The organism is Methylobacterium oryzae, from assembly GCF_036441375.1.
Lineage (GTDB): Bacteria > Pseudomonadota > Alphaproteobacteria > Rhizobiales > Beijerinckiaceae > Methylobacterium > Methylobacterium oryzae_A.
In genome coordinates this window covers 23468-41337 of record NZ_MLCA01000003.1, presented here as the reverse complement: position 1 = coordinate 41337, position 17870 = coordinate 23468, and the positions used below count along the sequence as shown (strand labels likewise).

Annotated in this window: 19 protein-coding genes and 5 pseudogenes; 8 read left to right on the top strand and 16 right to left on the bottom strand. The window is 66.9% G+C overall.

Going from position 1 to position 17870, the window contains the following annotated elements; all coding sequences use genetic code 11:
- Positions 1 to 269 precede the first annotated feature (269 nt).
- Positions 270 to 902, bottom strand: a pseudogene (locus MOTC310_RS09695) (IS110 family transposase); the annotation flags it as partial.
- A 146-nt stretch (positions 903 to 1048) separates the two neighbouring features.
- Here MOTC310_RS09695 and MOTC310_RS09690 point away from each other — a divergent pair.
- Positions 1049 to 1339: pseudogene (locus MOTC310_RS09690) on the top strand (integrase core domain-containing protein); the annotation flags it as partial.
- An 87-nt stretch (positions 1340 to 1426) separates the two neighbouring features.
- Here the strand turns inward: MOTC310_RS09690 and MOTC310_RS09685 are convergent.
- Together MOTC310_RS09685 and MOTC310_RS09680 are read right to left on the bottom strand one after the other, a co-directional pair.
- Entirely contained in the window at positions 1427 to 1597 is a 171-nt protein-coding gene (locus MOTC310_RS09685) for a DUF3606 domain-containing protein (RefSeq protein ID WP_132369300.1), read from the bottom strand.
- 350 nt (positions 1598 to 1947) lie between these two features.
- Positions 1948 to 2175 carry a hypothetical protein gene (locus tag MOTC310_RS09680; RefSeq protein ID WP_331291424.1) on the bottom strand — a complete coding sequence of 76 codons (228 nt, stop codon included), beginning with the start codon at positions 2173 to 2175 and terminating at the stop codon, positions 1948 to 1950.
- Positions 2176 to 2627: 452 nt separating this feature from the next.
- Between MOTC310_RS09680 and MOTC310_RS09675 the strand changes: the two genes are divergently transcribed.
- Positions 2628 to 3821 (top strand): FAD-dependent oxidoreductase, encoded by a 1194-nt coding sequence (locus tag MOTC310_RS09675; protein ID WP_331291425.1) that lies wholly within the window; start codon positions 2628 to 2630, stop codon positions 3819 to 3821.
- Positions 3822 to 3848: 27 nt separating this feature from the next.
- Here the strand turns inward: MOTC310_RS09675 and MOTC310_RS09670 are convergent.
- A pseudogene (locus MOTC310_RS09670) lies at positions 3849 to 4264 on the bottom strand (hypothetical protein); the annotation flags it as partial.
- 296 nt (positions 4265 to 4560) lie between these two features.
- Between MOTC310_RS09670 and MOTC310_RS09665 the strand changes: the two are divergent.
- The 3 genes from MOTC310_RS09665 (at position 4561) to MOTC310_RS09655 (ending at position 6734) form a co-directional block, all read left to right on the top strand.
- Positions 4561 to 5391: an outer membrane protein gene (locus tag MOTC310_RS09665; RefSeq protein WP_331301618.1), complete on the top strand. Its 831-nt coding sequence runs from the start codon at positions 4561 to 4563 to the stop codon at positions 5389 to 5391.
- A gap of 502 nt (positions 5392 to 5893) precedes the next feature.
- A complete protein-coding gene (locus MOTC310_RS09660) occupies positions 5894 to 6085 on the top strand; it encodes a hypothetical protein (RefSeq protein WP_331291427.1) in 192 nt (63 codons plus the stop codon).
- A gap of 103 nt (positions 6086 to 6188) precedes the next feature.
- Positions 6189 to 6734: a DUF2059 domain-containing protein gene (locus MOTC310_RS09655; protein ID WP_331291428.1), complete on the top strand. Its 546-nt coding sequence runs from the start codon at positions 6189 to 6191 to the stop codon at positions 6732 to 6734.
- A gap of 415 nt (positions 6735 to 7149) precedes the next feature.
- Here MOTC310_RS09655 and MOTC310_RS09650 read toward each other — a convergent pair.
- From MOTC310_RS09650 to MOTC310_RS09635, 4 genes and pseudogenes are all read right to left on the bottom strand, one after another.
- A pseudogene (locus tag MOTC310_RS09650) lies at positions 7150 to 7620 on the bottom strand (methyl-accepting chemotaxis protein); the annotation flags it as partial.
- Positions 7621 to 7637: 17 nt separating this feature from the next.
- A pseudogene (locus MOTC310_RS09645) lies at positions 7638 to 8963 on the bottom strand (methyl-accepting chemotaxis protein); the annotation flags it as partial.
- A 1324-nt stretch (positions 8964 to 10287) separates the two neighbouring features.
- Positions 10288 to 10536, bottom strand: a complete 249-nt coding sequence (locus MOTC310_RS09640; RefSeq protein WP_419539146.1) for a pyocin activator PrtN family protein — start codon at positions 10534 to 10536, stop codon at positions 10288 to 10290.
- A complete protein-coding gene (locus tag MOTC310_RS09635) occupies positions 10517 to 10741 on the bottom strand; it encodes a hypothetical protein (RefSeq protein ID WP_331291970.1) in 225 nt (74 codons plus the stop codon). Before MOTC310_RS09635 ends, MOTC310_RS09640 begins: the two co-directional genes overlap by 20 nt.
- A gap of 173 nt (positions 10742 to 10914) precedes the next feature.
- Here MOTC310_RS09635 and MOTC310_RS09630 point away from each other — a divergent pair, with 173 nt between their 5' ends.
- Together MOTC310_RS09630 and MOTC310_RS09625 are read left to right on the top strand one after the other, a co-directional pair.
- A complete protein-coding gene (locus MOTC310_RS09630; RefSeq protein ID WP_331301616.1) occupies positions 10915 to 11274 on the top strand; it encodes a hypothetical protein in 360 nt (119 codons plus the stop codon).
- 231 nt (positions 11275 to 11505) lie between these two features.
- Positions 11506 to 11868 carry a hypothetical protein gene (locus tag MOTC310_RS09625; protein WP_331301615.1) on the top strand — a complete coding sequence of 121 codons (363 nt, stop codon included), beginning with the start codon at positions 11506 to 11508 and terminating at the stop codon, positions 11866 to 11868.
- Positions 11869 to 11932: 64 nt separating this feature from the next.
- Here the strand turns inward: MOTC310_RS09625 and MOTC310_RS09620 are convergent, their stop codons facing one another.
- Entirely contained in the window at positions 11933 to 12547 is a 615-nt protein-coding gene (locus MOTC310_RS09620) for a hypothetical protein (protein WP_331301614.1), read from the bottom strand.
- A 702-nt stretch (positions 12548 to 13249) separates the two neighbouring features.
- Between MOTC310_RS09620 and MOTC310_RS09615 the strand changes: the two genes are divergently transcribed.
- Positions 13250 to 13465, top strand: coding sequence for a hypothetical protein (locus MOTC310_RS09615; RefSeq protein WP_331301613.1), 216 nt, complete (start codon positions 13250 to 13252; stop codon positions 13463 to 13465).
- On the opposite strand, the gene MOTC310_RS09610 is transcribed toward MOTC310_RS09615, so the two are convergent.
- The 7 genes from MOTC310_RS09610 to uraH (MOTC310_RS09580) form a co-directional block, all read right to left on the bottom strand.
- Positions 13429 to 13782, bottom strand: coding sequence for a hypothetical protein (locus tag MOTC310_RS09610; RefSeq protein ID WP_331301612.1), 354 nt, complete (start codon positions 13780 to 13782; stop codon positions 13429 to 13431). The two genes, MOTC310_RS09615 and MOTC310_RS09610, sit on opposite strands and share 37 nt — an antisense overlap.
- Positions 13783 to 14117: 335 nt before the next feature.
- The gene (locus MOTC310_RS09605) at positions 14118 to 14516 is read right to left on the bottom strand and encodes a DoxX family protein (protein WP_331301611.1); all 399 of its coding nucleotides are present in this window, start codon (positions 14514 to 14516) and stop codon (positions 14118 to 14120) included.
- Between the two features lie 43 nt (positions 14517 to 14559).
- Positions 14560 to 14691, bottom strand: coding sequence for a hypothetical protein (locus MOTC310_RS09600; protein WP_331291963.1), 132 nt, complete (start codon positions 14689 to 14691; stop codon positions 14560 to 14562).
- A gap of 391 nt (positions 14692 to 15082) precedes the next feature.
- The gene (locus MOTC310_RS09595) at positions 15083 to 16306 is read right to left on the bottom strand and encodes an FAD-dependent oxidoreductase (protein WP_331301610.1); all 1224 of its coding nucleotides are present in this window, start codon (positions 16304 to 16306) and stop codon (positions 15083 to 15085) included.
- Positions 16307 to 16399: 93 nt separating this feature from the next.
- Positions 16400 to 16912 (bottom strand): 2-oxo-4-hydroxy-4-carboxy-5-ureidoimidazoline decarboxylase, encoded by a 513-nt coding sequence (uraD, locus tag MOTC310_RS09590; RefSeq protein ID WP_331301609.1) that lies wholly within the window; start codon positions 16910 to 16912, stop codon positions 16400 to 16402.
- A 5-nt stretch (positions 16913 to 16917) separates the two neighbouring features.
- Entirely contained in the window at positions 16918 to 17271 is a 354-nt protein-coding gene (uraH, locus tag MOTC310_RS09585) for a hydroxyisourate hydrolase (protein WP_331301608.1), read from the bottom strand.
- A gap of 35 nt (positions 17272 to 17306) precedes the next feature.
- Positions 17307 to 17861 (bottom strand): hydroxyisourate hydrolase, encoded by a 555-nt coding sequence (uraH, locus tag MOTC310_RS09580; protein WP_331301607.1) that lies wholly within the window; start codon positions 17859 to 17861, stop codon positions 17307 to 17309.
- Between the last annotated feature and the right edge of the window lie 9 nt (positions 17862 to 17870).

Below are 17870 nucleotides of genomic sequence, written 5' to 3'. Positions count from 1 at the left end.
CCGGTCGCAGGGCTTGGGGAAGCGTTGCACGATGCCGGAGAAGCGGTCGACCATCGACGGCTCGCCGGCCTGCTATGGCATGCGGGCGCGGCAGATCTGGAAGTCTTGGCAGCCGCCCTGACAGCGGTCCGGGATCCCGACGTCCTCCGGTGGGGCGGATATGCTCTGAACAGGATCGGACCCGACGCTGCGGTCGCGATCCCCGGCCTCATGCGCGTGCTGACCGCGGCCGACGATGCGGAAGTCGCGAGGTCCATGGCGTACGCGCTATCCCAGGCGGCGGCGATGAAGGCCTCCTTGCTCAGCGCGGTGATGCAGGCGGGCGTGGGGAAGCGATCTAGGCAGGCGAAGAACCAGTCCGAGCGGCTGTTGTGGCGGAAGCGGTCGACCTCCGGAAAGTATAGCGGCAGGTAGTGGGTCAGGATCCGATGCAGCACCTCGGTCTTGGCCCGCGAAACGGCGTCGTGCGTCTTGGACAGTTCCTGCACGTCGTTGATGCCGGCGGCGAGCGGGTCGTGGTACACCTGCGAGGCGCCGATGCGGATCATGTGCAGCATGACCTGGGCGTCCTTCGGGTCGTTCTTGTCCCAGCCGTTGTGCAGGGCCTCGCGGGTGCGGGCGAGCCCCACGGAGGAGATCAGGCGCACGGCAAAGCCGGCCTGGAGCAGGCGCCAGGCGATCGGGCGGTGATAGTTGCCGGTGGCCTCGAAGCCGCAGGTCACCGGCTGACCGAGGTTCGACAGCAGCGCGATCAGACGGTCGTGCTCGGCGCGGGTGTTGAGGACGCTCAACCGGCGTCGTCGGCCGGAGCCGGGCACCTCGATCAGGACCTCGTTGCGGGCCTTGGCGATGTCGATGGCTACGAGAACGCCGGCCGGCGGCGTAAGCTTTGGTCTGGTCATGGTCGATCCGTCTCCGGAATGAGGCTTCGAACACCGTCACTCTAGAGACCTGCCGGTCGGCCATGACCGCCCAGGGCGGCGCGCTGCGCTCAGCATGGCTTCGCGCGCCGCCCCAGAACCGTCGAGCCATCTTCCCGATGTGCTATGGACCGGAGTTTGCCGGGCGCATGCTCGACCAGTGGGCGTACCTGAACGGGGTCGAGATCGACTTCTCCCGACCGGGCAAGCCGACCGACAACGCCTACATCGAGTCGTTCAACGGCCGCCTACGGGCAGAATGTCTGAACGCCTCGTGGTTCCTGTCGCTAGCCGATGCCCGCGAGCGTATTGAGGACTGGAGGTGCCACTACAACGAAGATCGACCTCATACGGCCCTGGGCGGCTTGACGCCCCCAGCCTTCGCCAACCAAGCTGTCGCAGCCCGAGAACTTGTATAGGCCGTGGACCACAAACAGGGTCAACTCCAGATGCCCGAAAAACTTGCGCTCAGCGCGGACCAGTTTGCTGGGTCAAGGTCAGCCCCGTCACCGGGCGGGCTGGCCAAGATAGGCTGCGACGCTGGCGACGCGGGAGCCGACCATCCGCACGGCCTTGCGCAGGCGTTCCTCTGTCACCCCAAAGCGGAGCGCCCAATGCTCACGGGCGGCGCGGTCGAAGACATCAATGTGGGCCTTATCGTGCAGCTCGGTCGGCATGGCTAAATCCAAGGGTGCTCTCGCGACGCTCCTCCAACTCCGAAGCGTCTCCCTGGTTTTGGCTATCCTCCGTAGTTCACCTCATTCTGTGTGTTGCTCAGAACCGCTCCCAAGGACAAGAGAACAGGGCCCTGCTACAGGACGGCCTCTTACCGCGCGCGCGCCCGAGTTACCGCGCGCGCGCCCGAGGCGTTTGCGACACCGCACGGCACGCAGCGGGTGAGCACGTGACGACAGGCGTTCCTGGTCCAGTTCCCCGGGGCTTGCCCGTGAAGCCTTGGCCGGGCTGTTGCGTGAGGGTCGGCGCGGTGCAGCGGGACTGGAGACCGCGGAGCGCCGGCCAAGGTCAGTTATTGTAGGTGACACGATCCGGTGTTGGCCCGGATCCAGCCAGGCGCCAGGATGTCGCCGGCCTCGGTGATGATCCAGGGCTTGGCATCCTCCGCGTCGATCGCCTCGGCTGCTGCAGGCAGCGCTGCGCGCAGGGTCGAGAAGCTACGCGCCTCCGCGATTTGGGCCGGCGCATGCCCAGGCCACACGGTGAGTTCGGCAGGCTTGTCGAGGTCGGACAGCGTCATCGGTTCGCTGGGGTTCGTGGCGGGGCGGGGCTTATGCCGCGGGGCCGTGGCTGCTGGTACCCGGTCGCACACTTGCGACCGGAGGAATGGCTATGCGCGGGCTCGCATTACCAGGAGGATCAGGCGGTCCTCGGCCCCGGCCGGGGAACACGAACCTCGACCATCTGTCCGGTGAGCGGATTGAGGATCTGCATGGCTGCGTATCTCCGGTGGATGTGCCGGTAGAACGTCGTCACATCGCGGAAGGATCGAGGCGATCCGAGCAATTGCGCTAAGTTGGTGAACCATTCGTTTACTCTCATGACGCGGCGGTCAGGGCGCGGGTGGCATCTCTCTACACGCAGGGCCAGCCGAACAGGTCTCCGATGCAAAAGGACAATCCGGTTGTAGCATGGCCCGACTGGGTCACATGACGCGTTGCGACGGTCGTGGTACCAAGCAGATCTATCCCGATGAGCAGACAATCCAATCGCCTAGATATTGTTGTGGTTGGGGCTGGCCTCGCCGGGAGCTGCCTTGCCGGGGCTCTAACTCGCCGTGGGATCCAAGTCGCCCTGATCGACGCTCAGGCCGGACACGTCGGCGAGCGTCGCGATTTCCGTGCGGAGAAGTTTGGGGCCGACCAGATGGCGTTGTTCGAGGGCCTCGGCTTCGGCCCCGCGCTGGTAGCCCACACCACCGCCACTGAGGAGGTTGCGGTCATTCGATACGGCCACCTCGCCTATCGAGAGGCTGCCTGCGAGTGGGGCGCACACTACCCTGTGCTGGTCCGCGCCGTCCGGGACGCTCTGCCCGAGGGGCTTCTGAGGCCTGGACGGGTCGCGGATCTCGACCTTGGTCCGGAACGCCAAGTGCTGTCCCTGAGCGATGGGCGCCAGATTGAGGCACGTCTCGTGGTGCTCGCCACCGGGCTGGGGCAGGCTCTGCATGCCAAGGCTGGCCTCAGCCGGCGCGTTCTCAGCCCGCGACATTCACTCGCGATCGGCTTCGACATGACGGCGCCGCGAGACAGCTTTTCCTTCCCGGCGCTCACCTACTTCTCCGAGCGGTTCGGTGGTCGCGATGCCTACCTGACCCTGTTCCCGCTCGGCAGCGTCATGCGGGCCAACCTGTTCTGCTACCGCGATCCCGGCGAAGTCTGGGTCGCGGACCTGCGGCGGGATCCGGCGGCCACCCTGCGGACGATGATGCCCCGCCTTCCCGCCGCCTGCCCCGATCTCGAGGTTGCCGGACCCCTCGAGGTTCGGCCTATCGACCTCGTCCGGACGGAGGGAGTGGAGCGCGACGGATTGGTAGTGATCGGCGACGCCTTCCAGACGGCTTGCCCGATCCCCGGGACCGGGGTCGGCAAGCTCCTCACCGATGTCGACCGGCTCACCCGCATCCACGTGCCGGCTTGGCTCGCTACGCCGGGCATGGGCCGGGACAAGATCGCGACCTTCTACGGCGATCCAATCAAGAAGGCCTGCGACGCGGAAAGCCTACGCCTCAGCCACTACGCTCGCAGCCTCGCTGTCGAAAGCGGTGCGGTCTGGCGGGCTCGGCGGCTGCGCAACCGCGTCGCCCGTACTGCAGCCTATGCCGCACGGGATGGATGGAAGGCTGTAGCGTCCGTGGCTCAGGCCTTGATGCTGGCTGGTGGTTGAAGACCCAGTTCGTGTCTCCCATGACACGTATGGGCCGCCGAACAGGTCGCCCAGCGCCTTACGCCGGAACAGTGTGCGCCAACGCCGTCGCTGATGCTCGGGCCGGTCGTGGATCATGTGGCACCGCTGACAGAAGGCCGCGAGGTTGCCGTCCGCGTTGTTTGAGGTGTTGTGGTCCCGGTGGGCAGCGGCGAGCACAACCCGGGTTCGACGGGCACGGCCGAGGATGTCAGCTTCCGCAGCGATCCGGATCCGCCTGCCCCACCCGTCGCGCCAGCAGCCGGCATCCGCATCCCACCAACGCCCGTCTCCAAGGTGGTGGACCATCCGCTCGTGCGGCCGCCCGCAGCCCTTGCAGCAGCCTTTCGCCCGCCTGAACCGGATCGCGGCCGAAAGCTGCAATCAATGGGATAGAAGAAACGGTGCTCGGGCCGGATCGGCATGGCGGGGCTGAAAACCCAGTGGGGGTCCTACTCTGCAGCGAACCGCCTACCCCATCCTGTAGCCATTCGGCCACAGCTGTCAGGCGACGTGGCGGCGGACTGAAACCAAAACGCTTCTGAGATGTTGTGGCGGCCGGCTGAGTGTCAGGCGATGTGTTTTTCCGATTTCTGGTGCGTTCATAGTCGATTTACTAAGCCGCCCCACCCCGTCGCCGAATGGTGTGTCCGTAAAACTACAGCCTTTTCTATCACGGACCGGTAGTCATACCTCCAGATCGAAATTTGGACCTTCCGTTATGACCAAACTCCTGGCCTCGCTGGCCGCCTTCACGGCCCTCACCGCTGCCGCTTCGGCCGCCGACCTACCGCGTCGCGCCGCCCCGCCGCCGATCTTCACCCCTGTCCCGGTGTTCACCTGGACCGGCGCCTACTTCGGTATCAACGCCGGCTACGCCTTCGACGCCAGCAGCCGCACCAACAACACCTTCTCGGTGCCCTTCCCCTACGCCACTCCGGGCACCGTCGCCTCCTTCCGTAACCGCAGCCAGGACGGCTTCTCCGGCGGTGCGCAGATCGGCTACAACTGGCAGATCACCCCGGGTTCGGGTGTCGTGATCGGCTTCGAGGCCGACGCCCAGTACCTCGACTTCGGCCGCAGCCGGAACAACGCCTTCGTCTCCGGCGCCGTCGCCCCCGGCTACTACGTCACCGACCCGCGCGGCCTCTCCAGTCTCGACTACTTCGGAACCGTGCGCGGCCGCCTCGGCTACGCCTTCGACCGCACCCTCGTGTACGGCACCGGCGGCTTCGCCTACGGCTCGGGCAGCGCCGACCGCTCGTTCGGCGGTTACGCCGGCAACGACAGCTTCCGCACCGGCTACGCCGTCGGCGGCGGTGTCGAGTACGCCCTGCCCACCGACTCGTTCCTGAACTTCTTCCGTTCCTCGGCCGTGACGCTCAAGGTCGAAGGCCTGTACGTGAACCTGGAGCGCGGCACCCGCAACCAGGGCGCCCTGGTGGTCAACGCCGCCAACCTCGTCCCAGTCGCCTACAGCGCCATCGGTCGCCGCGACGATGAGTTCGCCGTCGTCCGCGCCGGCCTGAACTACAAGTTCGGCTCGTATTAAGATCCGGTCGAGCTGCTCCCGGCTCTGTGCCGGGAGCTGCGGCGGCGGGCGAGGGGTAGTTGGTCCTCCTCATCGCCTTCCGTCGCCGAAGAGCAGCCGATCGGCTGACCTTCGCATCCCCAGCCCGATCAAACTGGCCGCGAGGTCGGCAGCACCCTGGGAGCGCAAGCTCCTGGGGTGTTTCTTGTTTTGGGGACCCGGCCCGGGGACGAGCCAGCTACGTCTCTCCATGACGGCACCATGATCTTTGTCGCGAGTTGGATCCCCAGTGCCCTAATGGGTGTCCGAAGTGGATTCTCGGTGCGCTGAAGGGTAAGCCTCCCGCCCTGAACAACGGGATCGCGCCAGCGCCGACTAGGATGGATACAACCGTAACGGTCTGTGCCGGCTTGGGGCGCACCGCCAAGTCAACGTCTTGGGGGGGGCATCTGAGATGGGGAGGGAGGCGCGACAACCGCAATCGCGGGTAGCGTTAGCCGTGACTGTCGCTTTGGTCATCGCCTTGGCTGGCGCAGGTACGATCGGCTGGCGTTGGTACAACTACGTCACAGCCGGCGACACGCCCTACGACGAGGTCGGGATCGAGGTGAACCGCCGCCTGCCGGAGCCGCTCCGCTCGTGGGGTTGCCAGCGCATCAGAGAGCGCTTCCCCCGCGCCGTACCGCCCTACGGCTGCCAGCCTGGACAGGTCTGAGAGCCGCCCAGTCGCCAGGCGATCCTGGGCTGTCATCGATCCTGTTCAAAGCTGTGATAGCAATCCGGACCGGCCGCGCGGCCTTCTGGATCGCGCGGCCCTCATGAACGAGGTCTCCATGCGCGTCTCTGCACTTGTCGTCGGTTTGTGCCTGGCCTCCGTGTCGCTCGGAGCGGCACTGGCACAACCGGCGCCTGCGCCCACGACGGCGCCGGATCCGACGCTGCTGAAAGCTGCCCGGGAGACCGTCGCGCAGATGCAGGGCGACCGCACCGCAACGCTCGGCTCAATGGCGGCCCCCATGGTCGGCATGATGCAGCAGATCGGGATCAAGGAGCCCGACAAGGCGCAAGCGCTTGTGCAGGAAGTCGTCATGCCGACGCTGACGGCGCACTACGACGAGTTGCTCGACATCCAGGCGCGCGGTTTCGCCACCGTACTGAACAAGGACGAGTTGCAGGCCATCGCGGCCTTCTACGCAACGCCCGCCGGGAAGCGCCTCGCCGCAGCCCAGCCGCAACTTGCTCAGATACAGCTCGCAGGCATGCAGCAATGGATGCAGTCCGTGATGCCCGAGATGCAGGGCAAGCTGACTAAGGCCATTCAAGCCCACGGATGGTCGCCAACTGGGCAGGCGAAGCCGCGCTAAGCAGGGACGCCTCGGCATTTTGGTAGGCGTGAACGGTCAGCTGATGGCCAACAACAGCGGTAGCGCGCCTGCCAGGAACAGGGCCGACGAGAGAAGCACGGCAAGGGGCTCGCGATGGTGCAGAACGAAGGCGTGAGGGCTGGCGAACATGGCAAAGCCGGATCGGGAGAGAGGTCACCACGCTGGCTCCTGAAACTTGACGGATCGGGGGCACTTCGCGCTGGCCACAAGTGATGGCCGATCCCTGTCGCTACCGAGCCACATCCTTTCGGATGTGCTCAGGCGCACCTCGCGGAGGCGGCGTCGAGCGTAACCCTTCTTCAAGGCCGCTATCGCCCCCTCGGCGGCCCGATCCAGCGGCGCAGTGACCTCACGGGTTGCTGCGCCGTTGTCGTTGGGTCTAACCGAACGCAGGTCACGCCGCCCGTACGGTGGCAAGGAAGCGTCTGACCTCGGCGGACAGGTGCTCGGACTGGCGCGACAGCTCCGAGGCGGCGCCCAGAACCTGGCTCGCCGCCGCCCCGGTCTCTTCGGCAGCGCCGGCCACGCCGGCGATGTTGCTCGTCACCTCGCCGGTGCCCTGCGCGGCCTGGGTGACGTTGCGGACGATCTCCTGCGTCGCCGCACCCTGTTCCTCGACGGCGGCCGCGATCGAGGTGGCGACGCTGTTGATCTCGCGGATGCGGCCCGTGATCGTCCCGATCGCTGAGACCGCCTGCCCGGTCACGCCCTGGATCCGACCGATCTGGGTCGAGATCTCTCCGGTCGCCCGGGCGGTCTGCTCCGCCAGTGCCTTCACCTCGGAGGCGACCACCGCGAAGCCCCGTCCCGCCGCACCCGCGCGGGCGGCCTCGATCGTGGCGTTAAGCGCCAGAAGGTTGGTCTGACNCGGGCGGTCTGCTCCGCCAGTGCCTTCACCTCGGAGGCGACCACCGCGAAGCCCCGTCCCGCCGCACCCGCGCGGGCGGCCTCGATCGTGGCGTTAAGCGCCAGAAGGTTGGTCTGACCGGCGATCGAGGAGATCAGGCCCACCACGTCGCCGATCTTGGCGACGGCGCTGCTGAGTTCCTGCACCAGGGCGCCGGTCTCGTCGGCCTCGCCGGCGGCCGAGCGGGCCAGTTCGGCCGAGCCCTGAACCTGACGGCCGATCTCCTGGACCGAGGCGCCGAGCTCCTCGGCCGCCGCCGCGACGGTGCTGACGTTCGACGCGGCCTCCTCGGCGGCGGCCGCGACCGCCCCCGACTGCGCCGAGGTCTGGCCCGCCATGGCCGACATGGAGCCGGCGGTGGCCTGCAGTTCCGTCGCGGAGGCGGAGACCTGTCCGACGATGCCCCCGACCGCGGCCTCGAAGCTGTCGGCCAGCTGGCGCATGCCGATCCGGCGCTGCTCCTCGGCGGCGAGGCGCGCCTCGGCGGTCTCGGCTTCGAGCTGACGGGTTTGGATCAGGTTGTCTTTGAACACTTGAACGGCGCCCGCCATTGCGCCGATCTCGTCGTGGCGCGCCGTCTCCGACACCTCAACCGCCACATTGCCGGATGCTAGATGCCGCATGATGCTTCCAAGGCGCTTCAGCGGCTTGAGGCTCCGGCGCACGAGGAACCAGAACGCGACGCTACAGCCAGAAGCCAGCAGCACTCCAATCAGGGCTGCTTCTGTCCGTACCCGACTGACGACAGCGAGATAATCTGATTGTTTGACCCCCGTGTAGAGGACGCCGATCGTGCTTCCGTCAGCCGCGGCGATCGGATCGTAGGCAGTGAAATACGGAACCCCGAGGATCTCAGCCTTGCCTCTAAACGGGCGCCCCTGCTTAAGCACGGCGTCGTAGACCGGGCCCGTAGCCAACCGTGTACCGACGGCGCGTGCCCCATCTGGCTTGGTGATGTTGGTGGCGATGCGTGTATCGCCGAGGAAGACGGTCGCGGTGCCGCCAATGATGGCTTGAACACGGTCGACGGCAGGATCGTCCTGGCTGATGCGGTGAGATCCGATCTGCAGATGCCCGTCTACGAGGCTGAAGCGCTCTGAGCCGCCCTCGTCGACCAGGGTTTGACGCAGCAGGCGCATGTTGCTCTCCAGCACGGTGGACGCGTGCTGAGTCATGTCGGCTTCGATCTCGCGGAGGATCAGACCAACCGTACAGATGGAGGCGAGGCTGAGTAGACCGGCTCCGACGAGGCTCAGACGAGCCGGCAAAGATACGCTAGGCCAAGCGATACGGTAAGACATCCAACGGCTCTCATGGCGGGAGGCCGATCTCATCGTGGCGAACCGACACGTCGCACCCACTTAATGTCCAGGTACCTGCCGGCCGCGACAAAGGATCGCGTAGTCGAAGTAAGAGAACTGTCGGGGGCCAATTTGCCCTAGACAATCTAGCTGTGTCCCTACCTGTGTCCGGGTTAAATACCTATTAAATCTGCGGTGATTAGGTGTTTTGTCGTTTAGAGCGCTTGTTTAGATCTAGATATCAACCTGGAATTGCTTGTTGCGCTGCTGCGCGCACCGAGAAGATGTAAAACGAACAGCGACCTATCAGTTCTGAAAAATATGCGCCTAACTGCCACCGCCTCAACCGCGGCTATGACGTTCTCCAGATCGGCGGCCTGACGTATCGCGCTCTGTGCCGTCATGCTCGGCCATAGCTAGGATCAGGGTGCGCTGCTGCGCCTTCAGGCGTTCAAGGAGGGCGTCGAGCTCTCCGGACATCGGGCGGGCTGTAGCCGCGAGAGTAAGGCTCGACAATCATTGCCTTTTGTCTGCGAAACCTCTCGCTGAAGCTGACTCTGGTTACCTCCACTCACAAAGAAGGCCAGGCCGCGGAAGGATCAAGGGCGTTCACGTCGATGCAGACGTCCTCCGGCGTAAGGACAAGCAGCAACCCTGCGAGTAGGAGAGCGGTCGCACCCACGAGCACTAAGCCGACCCGCTCCGGATCTAGCCAGCGCTCCCGTAACACTGCGCATCCGAAAGTGAAGGCAGCCGCCTCTGTCAAAGGTACGGGCTGGCTAGCCCCATGATGGTCCTCTCACTTCTGCATCGACCTCGAAGAGTCCGAATTCAGAAGGCATCGGAGGGCTGTCCATCCTCAAGATGGGCCTTCAGCGTGAGTTCTCGGGTGTCTATCCGCGTCTGGACAGCCGCCTCCAGCTTCGGCGGGCTTGTGAGCATAGTGACCCAGAATGCCCCCGTTGCCAGAGCAAAAGCGGCCGTGAATAGCCCAAGCTTCCGCATCCTGGTTCTCCCAGATCAGTGGTTTCGGGACAGACGGAAACGCGAGAGATGCGCCCCGGAGCTGAAGCCAGAGGATGCGCACAAAAATAAAATATAGACAACCAATCAAATCAATAAAATCTCGACGTCACTGTGATAGGTCAGCATTCCTGGCGGACCTAATCTATTTAGATGATCTGATGTGACAAATATGTGATCGCCGCGCACTGCATGTCGTGGACGCGTACTTCAGTCGATGATGCGTCAAGCGCACGCCCGACGGCTACAGCTCAATCTAAGATCCGCAAAGCTGGCGGCAGTATTTGCGGGCTGCCTCCATCTACCGGTCGAGGTAGGCAGCGAGATCCCGTAAACCGACACCCTTCGCGCACTTCGAACTTGCTTCGATCCGCACGACCGGCAGCGCGATCTCACCGGCCGAGACCTTCCGCAGGAGCTTTTCAGGCGTCACGTGGCTGCAGAAATCTCGGCAGACCACATCCAACGGAATGATTGGCTTTGGGCCATACTGCTCCTTTAGGAGTGAGGCCGTAGCCAGCGGATCCGTTTCACTCCGCTTGGCTCTCACGCCTCACCCCCGCTGCCGAGGTGCTTCGGTCTCGGTCCGCCTCCTCAGCGACGATGGCCTCAACCGCGGCGATCACGTTCTCCAATTCAGCGACCTGACGAAGCAGGTTTCCAGACGGCATCCCATCGTGCTCGGCCATCGCAAAGATGAGCGTGCGCTGGTGCGCCTTCAGGCGTTCGAGGAGGAAGTCGAGTTTTTCGAACATCGGACGGGCTGTAGCAACGGATCCGGGGTCCAGCAATCGCGATCGTCAGCGACGCGTTGCAGCGCTCTGTGGCTATCAAATGATAATCTGAACTAGATACTCGACTGTGGCTAATCCGCTCTCGTTCAGCTGGCTCAGACTGGTTTAGCTCGTGCGAAACGAGGGTTATAGCCATGAACCGTCATGCCGCCGAGATCTTTATGATCGCGATTGGGCTTGGTGCCTGCCAGACGGGCGCCTCAGGACCACAGCAAGCCGCCATAGAACCGAGGGGTTCGGCAGCTCTCCGGGAGGAAGTGGCTCGGCTCAAGGCTGAGCGCGACGCGCACCGCATCAGCTGCATGGAATGGGCCGAACGTACCCAGGCAGCCGCGCGAGCAAGCGTCCCCCTGAGCCCTCGGGAAGAGGAAGCGTTGGCGTATCGCAAGCAGCTGGCGCGCCATGTCGATGCCAGTGAAATGACGGAAGCGCAGTTCGAACGTGCGAGCCAGCAAGCTCTGCAGCAGTTGAAGGCCCAGCGTCGCGGAGCCTGAGGTCCGCCAGCGCGGCTGCAACAGACACGGGATGGCGGGTAGGGTCGAGATCGCCTCCAATAGGCTGGACGCCTCGACACCTATCCCGTCACTCGCCATCTTGAGCGTATGCCTGAGCAGCGCGGCCGAACCCACGAGCGACGGAAGACGCTGGCCCCGCGAAAGAGCTTGGCTGCGCACGCTCGATCTCTCGCGCTCGGTCGCCACTCTGTCGCGCGCTACGCGCTAGCCATGTTCGCGCTCGCGAGCTGCGATGTGGTCGCTGGACCGACCAAGGCGCCTGAAGCTGTGCTATCTCAAGATGCTGTTCGCCTCGATCAAGCCGCACGGATGATCGTCCGTGTGACCCTCATCGGCCGGAACTGCGCGCCGTTCTACGCTGTCGATCAAGCTCAACTGCAGGAGATCGGAACCACGCTTTTCTCGCAGTCGCTCGACCGCTTCGGCCAGGACCGGCTGCTGAAGGCGATGAATGTCGCCGAGACTGAAGACGCAGCGGCGCTCCGCGAGAGCGGTGCCGCGTTCTGGTGTCCTCTTCAGCGAGCCTACCTCAACAGCCTGAGAATGCGAGGCCTGATCGGGCGACAGAGGTAAGGGTTCGGTCCATCCGAGGCGCTTTGCGCAGCTCATCTGACGCTCGGATCCCGGCGGCAACGGCTCAGACGCCGCGCAACCCCGCATCGCGCAGCACCCGGTAGAACCTGCCCGGGTCGAACATGGCTTTGGCCTGCTGCAACCCAATGGGGCTTGGCCGCCCCGGCTGGGCGAGCTGCATCATGCCGCCCTTCTGCCCCTGCTTCTGCTGGCCTGCTGCCGCGGCTTTCAGAGCGTTGCCGATCTGGGCGTACTGGTTGCTCGGCTGCTGGGGCTGGGCGGCAGGGTCTGACGAGAACCCAGCCGGATCGGGTGCGAGCGCCGTCGGCTGGGCGGACAGCGAGGCCACGCTCGGCATAGGCGACGTCTGCCCCGGCATGGCCGCGCCCTGGCCGACGATGCCGTTCAATCCGAAGCCGCCGCGCTGCGCGGTCGACCCCATCGAGCCTTCACGAGAGGCCGCCAGCGCCGGGAAGGCTCCCCCACCACCGTCACCGAAGCTGTTCGCATAAGCCTGCGTCGTCGCCAGCCGGGGAGCGTTCTCACCGCCAGGGCGGTTGTAGCCCGCGAACTTCCACGCGTCCGCCATCAGGCGGTTGGCCTCCTGCGGGCTCTGGGCGTTCTGCAGGGCCCGCGTGAGCTGCGGGTTCTCCTGCAGCAGGAAGTTGGCCTGTGCCACTACCGGGTCGGCGGCGCCCCGGAGTGAACGCCCGCATATTGGCCAGGCGGTTAGCACGCCACGACAGGTTGCTGCCCGACCTGCCGGACTGTCCGCTCTCGCTTGGATCCGACCATGAGCCCGTGATGTTCGAGGGGCTGTAGCGGCTCTCATGCTGCGTATAGGCTGCGACGGCGCCGAGGCTGTTCGGGTTCGTTAGACCGCCCTGCTGCAGCGTCGAGATGAACCGGCTGCGGATGTCGCTCTGATCCGGGGTTGCCGCCTGCGCGCTCGAGGGCCCCAGTGCGTTCATGGCCGCGGAGGCGAAGCCCTGCGCTTCCGGTGGCACGACTGCCGTAGGGGCGCCCGTCGGAGGCCCCTGTGGCGCATACCCCGTGAAGCCAGGGGGCGTGGCCTGAGGCACGTCCTGGCTCTGCATCTGAGGCTGTGCTTGGGCCTGAGACTGCGCGAGCTGCTGCGCCTGAGCCTGCTGCAGAAGCCAGTCCTGAATGGAGGGGCTTAGTCCGAGGTCGCCGCCCGCGAGAGACGGCAGGCCGCTGTATCCACCGTCGCTCATCCGAAGTGTCCCATAGTTGCGAAATCCGGCCTGCTGACGGCGTTCGAGGGTGTGCAGCGCGGCCTAGCTGCGGATCGGCAGACGGCCCCTGAAGGTCGCTCCTGCGCCTATCGACAGAACGGAGGGGCGAGGCCACATTCTCCGGCATGCGCCGCACGGCCGAGATCCTGACCACCCTCATCCTGTTCGCCGTCGTGATGTCGGCGCTCGGGTGGGCAGCAAATGCGGCCGCTCCCTCCATCCAGGGAGGGATGGTCGACCATCTCGGTCAAGGCGGGTTCTGGGCGTTCTTCGTGGCGCTCTGGATCACGGCCGGCGTGCTCCTCTACCGCGAGAAGGCCGACAGGGCGGCCGGGAAGTAGGGCCGCACGCCCTCTGACTGAGACAGGAGCGCTGCCTGCACGCCGCGCCCTGCGGTGTTCCCGAGAGCCGCCGCCCGCTGCTGCATCGCCCCGCGCGTCTCGATGGCGTTCAACAGCATGTTCAGCCGGTCGCCCTGGATCAGGGTGACGGCATCTGCGAGCTGACGGTTTCGAGCGATGTCCGCGGCCTGTCCGGCGGCATTGATGCCGAACCGCGCTAGCCGACCGCCCTGCGCAGCCAGCCACCCGGCAGGGCCGCCGATCGCGCCCGCGACGGTGCCGACGATGTCGTTGCCAAGTGTCGTGCGCGGCGCCACCCGGTCAGCCGCCTGAGCGCGCAGAGGCCCAAGCCCAAGAGGCACCGCGGCAGAGCACCAGCGAGCGGGCGTCGACGAGCCCCCGCGAGCGCGGCCCGCGCGACGGATCCGACTTCTGGCGCACGGTCAACGACCGCGCATTGGCGAACCTGCGCGCGTGGGTGTGGGAGAAATCCGCGCTCGTGTGGTGTGGGTAGCCGCTCGGTTCTGGAGCCCGCCTATTGATCCCGCCGTTTGATCGCTGGGAGCTGTTCGCCCCGGCCATGAAGGCGGCCGAGCGCCTCGCCATCCTACTCCCGCACGCCCTGTCTCATTCTCAGGCGCCGTGCGGCCTTTCAGGCCCGCTGCATCTCTTTGTCGGTGCTCGACAGCAGGAGCTCAGCCCGACGGGCGTAGGCGATGCCACCAAGCAGGATCAGGAGCACGAAGGCGGGGAGCGGCATCAGAACCGGATCGCCGGCGAGCAGGTGGCTGCCGACCGCACCGGCCATGAGCAGCGCGAGCAGGCCCGCGCCGAGGGCGACGCACCCGCGGGTCCAGAGCAGCACCGCACCGAGCAGCTGCAGAGCGCCGACCACGTACATGAACCACAGCGGGTAGCCGAAGCGGGCGAAGCCCGCGACCTCGAACGGCACGGCGGCGAACTTCATGCCGGCCGCTGTCAAGAACATCACCGTCAGCAGGCCGCGCAGTACCGTGCCGCCGACGCGTCGCCGATCCCAGACCCTCGTCATCGCTTCCCCCTCATCATCGCCGCTTCGGGTCGATCTGGCCGGTTCACACGAAGTGAGCGGGCAGCGCCGCAGTCTGCGCGACCTGGAGAAGGGCGAGGGCCAAGCCCGACATCATCGCCCAAGCCACGATGTGGTCGGTCACGGTCATGCCCTGGGTTATCATCTTGGTGGCCATCGTTCGTCCCCTTGTCTGCGCAGCCGTGGGCCGGCTGTCCTGGGGCGGCCTTATGGTTAAGCTCCGTTGCGCTAATATTGCTTCGATTGTTGCGTTGAGTGCGCCCAAATCAGTCAATCGGTCGCACGCGATGGGCAGGCCCTCGCCTCTCTAGTTATTTGCCGCAGCATTCCAGACTGATCCGCAGCCTAATACTACAGTTGCATTTTTCGCCGGGATCGAACGTGAGCAGCCCTGGCGGCTGTCTGATGCCGTCGTCGCCAGACAGACCAAGCCAATAGCAAGGCGCGCACCGGTGCGATGGCAAGAACGAGACGGGCGAGCAGGTGCCTGATCTCTGGGACGGAGAGCGGCAACATGTGCTCGGACAATTGTCGGGGCGCACGTCGCTTCAGGCGGCCTCGACGACGGCGTCCGGACTCGTTTCGTTCGGTTTACCAGTTGCAAGGCGCACCAACTCGGCGCGCAGCCGCGCGAGGAAGGCGAGNTGCTGCGCCTGCAGGTACGCGCCGAGATCGCGTCCCCGCGCCACGATCGCCCCGCCGTAGGCGCGTCGGCGCGCGTCGAAGGACGTGAGCGCCGCGTCGACGTCGCCGCCGGCCGCGTCCAGTGCGTCCGCGAGGGCGGCGGCGTCCTCCATGGCCTTGGTCACGCCCATCCCGACGTGGGGCCGGGCCACGAAGGCGGCGTCGCCGATCAGGGCGACGCCGCGCGCCGGGATCATGGTCGGCGTCTCGATGTCCAGGATCGCCTGCAGGAACGGCTGCTGGGCGCGCAGCATGACCTCGGCGAAGGGCGGCGCGAGGATCCGCTCCGCGTCGGAGCGCATCGCCGCCAGCACCTCGGCCTTGATCCGGCCCGGCGGGATGGAGAGGGCGTGGCGGATGCCGCCGGTATCGGTCAGCAGCGCGGCGAGCGCGGTCTCCTCGGTCGGCCTGTACCAGACCGCGTTGAAGTCCCGCGCGGCCGCGGCCCCGTCCGCGCGCCCGGGAACGGGATAGCCGAGGATCTGCTCGCCGGGGGGCAGGCAGAACGCGAAGTGCCCGCCGATCGCCTCCCGTGTCGCCGGCGAGAGGGCCGCCTGGTCCACGACGGCGCGCCACGCCACGTAGCCGGCGTAGCGCGGCGCGACGGCGCTCAGGAACTGGGCCCGCACCGTCGAGAACTGCCCGTCGGCGCCGACGAGGAGATCCGCGGTGATCCGGCAGCCGTCCTCGAAACACGCGACGACGCGCTCGCCGTCGGGCTCGACCGCGGCGAGCGCCGCGCCGAAGCGGACGCCGTCGGCGGGGAGGGCGTCCAGGAGCAGGCCGTAGAGCCGGCCCCAGCTCGCGAGCACCTGCGGCAGGCTCCGTTCCGCGATCACGGCCCCGTCCCGGTCGAGGACCCTGCGGCCCTCGACCGTCACACCTAGATCCGCCGCGGCGGCCGGGCTGCCGCAGCGCGCCAGCACCGCCCGGAGGCCGGGATGCGTGACGATCCCCGCACCGCGGCCCGTGAGCGCGGCCGCCGACCGCTCGAACACCGTGACGGCGTGGCCGCTCCGCGCGAGCAGGCACGCCGTGGTCAGTCCGGCAATCGAGCCGCCGATTACGGCCACGTCCAGTCGCTTCATGCAGCCCTCGGATCGGCACGGCGGCCCCGACCGGGCCCAGAATGGACGCGCCCGGCGGGCCGGCCAAGATCGAAATCGCCGCGGAGCGCCGCCCTAGGCCGGCCGCACCAGCCGGTCGAGCCGCATCCGGGTGATCGCGCCGATCTCCTCCAGGGCCGTCGCCTCCTCGTCCGCGACCGCGCGCGCGAGGCGTTCCTCGAACAGCACGCGGATCTCGCGCAGGTCCCGGCCGCGCACGGCGACGATGAACGGGAAGCCGAACCGGCGCCGGTAGGCGGCGTTCAGCCGGTCGAACGCCGCGGCGTCCGCGTCCGTCAGCCGGTCGAGGCCGGCGCTGCCCTGCTCCTGCGCGGAATCGGCGGTCATCGCCCGGGCCCGGGCCTCCGGGCCAGCGAGTTCCGGATGGCCGTTGAGGAAGGCCAGGCGCACCTCCGGCGGCGCCGCGCGCACGGCCGCCATCATCGCCCCGTGGAGATCGGCGAGGCTGGCGAACGGCGCCGCGCCGTGGGCGGCCCGGGCGACCCAGGGCGCGTGCTCGAAGACGCCGCCGAGATGCGCCACGAAGGCGTCGCGATCGAGGGCGTTCAGGCGGTCGAGGTCGATCATGCCGCTCAGCTTCCGCGATAGGTGGTGAAGCTCGACGGGGCGCACAGCATCGGCACGTGGTAATGCTGCTTGGCGTCGGAGACGGCGAACCGCACGACCGGGTTGTCGATGAAGATGTCGGCCTCCGCGGTACCGGCGCGGCCCTGAAAATACGCGTCGACGAAGAATTCCAGCTGATACTGGCCGGTCTCGGCCTTGTCGGCCGGGAGGATCGGCGCGTCGGTCCGGCCGTCGGCGTTGGTGACGACGCTCTTCACGAGCCGCCACTGGCCGTTCTCGAGGACGGAGAAGTCGATCCGGACCCCCGCGACGGGGCGGCCGCGGTCGGTGTCGAGGACGTGTGTGGTGATGCCCGCCATGCCGGGTCTCCTTGTCGCGTCGGGGATCGGACGGGTCAGCTGCCGCGGTAGTAGGAATAGCCCCAGGGCGTGAACAGCACCGGCAGGTGGTAGCGCTGGCTCGCGTCGCGGATCCGGAAGCGGATCGGCACGAGGCCGAGGAAGTTCGGGGTCGGGAGCTTCACGCCGAGGGCCGCGAAATATTCCTCGACATGCATCACCAGCTCGTAGCGGCCCGCCTTGAAGGCCTCGTCGACCAGGAGCGGCTCGGCGGTCCGGCCGTTCGGCGCGGTGGTGACCGTCCGGATCGGCCGGTAGCCGGTGCCGTCATGCATCGCGAGGTTGCAGACCATCCCGGCGCCGGGCGTGCCGTGGAAATTGTCGATGGCGTGCAGGGTCAGCCGCGGCGAGAGGCCCGCCTGCGAGACGGGCGCGGTGCTCAGCGTGCCGGGCTTGGTCGGGGAACCGGCCGGAGCATTGGCCGGAGCCGCCGTCGAAGCGGGCGTGCCCTGCGCCCGCGCCGGGCCCGCGGAGACCGCGGCCGCGGCGCCGAGTCCGGTCGCGACGAGGCCGCGCCGCGTCAGAGCGTGTCGGTCGGATTCGTATTCCAAGACGGCCTC

Excerpts from the sequence above, each read along its gene's own strand:
- MOTC310_RS09635 (WP_331291970.1), bottom strand. The coding sequence starts at position 10,741 with ATGTTCGAAAAACTCGACTTCCTCCTCGAACGCCTGAAGGCGCACCAG.
- MOTC310_RS09665 (WP_331301618.1), top strand. The coding sequence starts at position 4,561 with ATGACCAAACTCCTGGCCTCGCTGGCCGCCTTCACGGCCCTCACCGCT.
- MOTC310_RS09625 (WP_331301615.1), top strand. The coding sequence starts at position 11,506 with ATGTTCGCGCTCGCGAGCTGCGATGTGGTCGCTGGACCGACCAAGGCG.
- MOTC310_RS09605 (WP_331301611.1), bottom strand. The coding sequence starts at position 14,516 with ATGACGAGGGTCTGGGATCGGCGACGCGTCGGCGGCACGGTACTGCGC.
- MOTC310_RS09600 (WP_331291963.1), bottom strand. The coding sequence starts at position 14,691 with ATGGCCACCAAGATGATAACCCAGGGCATGACCGTGACCGACCACATC.
- uraH (WP_331301608.1), bottom strand. The coding sequence starts at position 17,271 with ATGGCGGGCATCACCACACACGTCCTCGACACCGACCGCGGCCGCCCC.
- MOTC310_RS09680 (WP_331291424.1), bottom strand. The coding sequence starts at position 2,175 with ATGACGCTGTCCGACCTCGACAAGCCTGCCGAACTCACCGTGTGGCCT.
- MOTC310_RS09615 (WP_331301613.1), top strand. The coding sequence starts at position 13,250 with ATGCGCCGCACGGCCGAGATCCTGACCACCCTCATCCTGTTCGCCGTC.
- MOTC310_RS09655 (WP_331291428.1), top strand. The coding sequence starts at position 6,189 with ATGAACGAGGTCTCCATGCGCGTCTCTGCACTTGTCGTCGGTTTGTGC.
- MOTC310_RS09685 (WP_132369300.1), bottom strand. The coding sequence starts at position 1,597 with ATGCCGACCGAGCTGCACGATAAGGCCCACATTGATGTCTTCGACCGC.
- MOTC310_RS09630 (WP_331301616.1), top strand. The coding sequence starts at position 10,915 with ATGAACCGTCATGCCGCCGAGATCTTTATGATCGCGATTGGGCTTGGT.
- MOTC310_RS09675 (WP_331291425.1), top strand. The coding sequence starts at position 2,628 with ATGAGCAGACAATCCAATCGCCTAGATATTGTTGTGGTTGGGGCTGGC.
- uraD (WP_331301609.1), bottom strand. The coding sequence starts at position 16,912 with ATGATCGACCTCGACCGCCTGAACGCCCTCGATCGCGACGCCTTCGTG.